2 protein-coding genes are annotated in these 1951 nt (G+C 41.8%); both read right to left on the bottom strand.

Translation table 11 applies throughout. From position 1 onward, the window contains the following. The coding region (locus tag F6K20_RS36410; RefSeq protein ID WP_287298086.1) for an NACHT domain-containing protein at positions 1-1177 on the bottom strand (1177 nt) is incomplete at its 3' end. Between the two features lie 154 nt (positions 1178-1331). Further along, on the bottom strand, positions 1332-1682 hold the full coding sequence (locus F6K20_RS36405; RefSeq protein WP_287265691.1) for a hypothetical protein: 351 nt from the start codon (positions 1680-1682) through the stop codon (positions 1332-1334). Positions 1683-1951 lie beyond the last annotated feature (269 nt).

Here is a 1951-nt window from a genome sequence, read left to right as displayed (position 1 = left end):
ACCCATCGGGATAAGCAACGGGAATCAAGTGCAATAGCAAGGGCATTCTGGCTAACTCTAGCAATCCCTCTGAATCTTGCTGAATTCCTGGCCAGAGTTGCTGACAGTTTAACCCCTTTAAATAAGCTTCAATCTGCTGATCGCTCAAAGGTTGCAAACAGACTGCTCCCCGCATCTCCAGAATTTGCTCACCGGCTTTGTATTCTTCTTCACGACAGCAGACCACAATTTGAGGAACATCTTTGAGAAACTGATTTAATTGCTGAATACATAACCTTTGCCGCTCTAAACCCAACTCATCCAAACCATCCAGAAGAGGTAACAACTTACCGGTGGTAATCCACTCCTGAGTAATCTCTTTGCGGAGATTATAACGAAAATTTAAATTAGCCACCAACCATTCAGCAATTGGCTGCTTATTATCTTTCCAATCAGAAAGTTCAGCAATAATTGGAATTGGTTGGTTTTCCTGCTGCTGGGCACGTGTAATTAAATCCTTGGCCAAATCCAACAGCATGGTGGTTTTTCCAGAACCAGGCGCACCAAGAATCAACAGTTTCCCGGCAATATCTTCTTGGTTAAATACCTCAATAACCTTTTGACCTGGTTCAGACTCTGTAGTTACTCGACGAAACTTGAGCAACTGTTTCCACCATGGAGGAGAATTGCTAGGATTCACAGTAATTTTTTCTGGACGACCCACTTGCTCTCTCTTGTCTGCCATTACCAACTGAATCAAGTGGTGATTGTGCAGGGAGTCATCAAGGCGCATGTTAACTTCAGCTGCCATTGCTCCGAGCAAATCCCTGCGCCATCGCTGTAACTTTGCCTGTGGAATCTGTCTAGAGATTTGAGTTTGCTTTCCTGGCCTAGTTGTCAGCAAATACCAAATTGTAGGTAAGACGAAGAGGTAACCAATACCTAAAATCCAGTAGACTTGTTGGAACCAGTCGTTATCCTGTTCTGCTGATTTTTGAGAAACTAAATTTTCTGCTTGATGAGCTAAGAATACATAAACTATTACGCATACAGCAATTACTATAATTTTGCGAAAGAGAGTTTTTGGCTGCTCAAAGCGATTGTTCAAAAGTCCGAGAATACAGATAAGTAGTCCTAGTAGTAACTGGAGTAGTCTTTGAAGGACGTTGGGATTGGTCAGATATTCAGCAAGGTTCATCTCTGAAACAACCTCTGTTTTATGAATCTATGAAATTTTAACGAATTGCTATCGATATAGCCAAGGAAAAATCAAATAGTGCGATCGCTTTCTAGCTATAGATGGTGCGTTACATTTCACCGCGAAGCACCCTACGCACTCACGCCAACAGCTATCAGCTATCACCATCATCGAGCAATTGTTGATGATTTTCTAGTTCCAAGATGTCTTCTCGATTGACAACTTCATCACTAATTTCAAGGATAGAATCTGCTGAGGAAAGCTTGTTGTTGAGCAGATTTTTAATTTCTGTTTCACCCATAGACATTCCTTCCTCAAAGAACCGTTGACTGCTATTGGTACTATCAACAAAGAAGCCACGTGACTGTTGGGGCAATTTGAAGTCAGAGGGCAATGACTGAGCCTGGACATTAGAGACGATGCCAGCAGTTAAGGCTAGGGCTGTCAAGGCTAGGCTTGTCTGTTTCCCAAACCTAGGAAGGATCTTAGTTAGGGTCGGTTTCATGATGTGACATTAATTTTGTGCACCTACTTAAAAATCCAAGTATTTGGCTAGCCATTCCGGAATCTAGTTATAAAAATACAAATTCAAGTAGGGTGGGCAAAGTTCTCTGATTAAAGTAGGGTGGGCAAAGTAAGATTATCTATAAGAGTAATTTGAACGCAACGGTTTTTGCCCACCCTACAACTACAACTAGTAGGGTGGGCAAAGTAAGATTATCTAGAAGACTCAAAAGAACGAAACGGTTTTTGCCCACCCTACAACTACAACTA

It is taken from the genome of Moorena sp. SIO2C4 (assembly GCF_010672485.1).
Lineage (GTDB): Bacteria > Cyanobacteriota > Cyanobacteriia > Cyanobacteriales > Coleofasciculaceae > Moorena > Moorena producens.
This window is presented reverse-complemented; position numbering and strand designations above follow the sequence as displayed.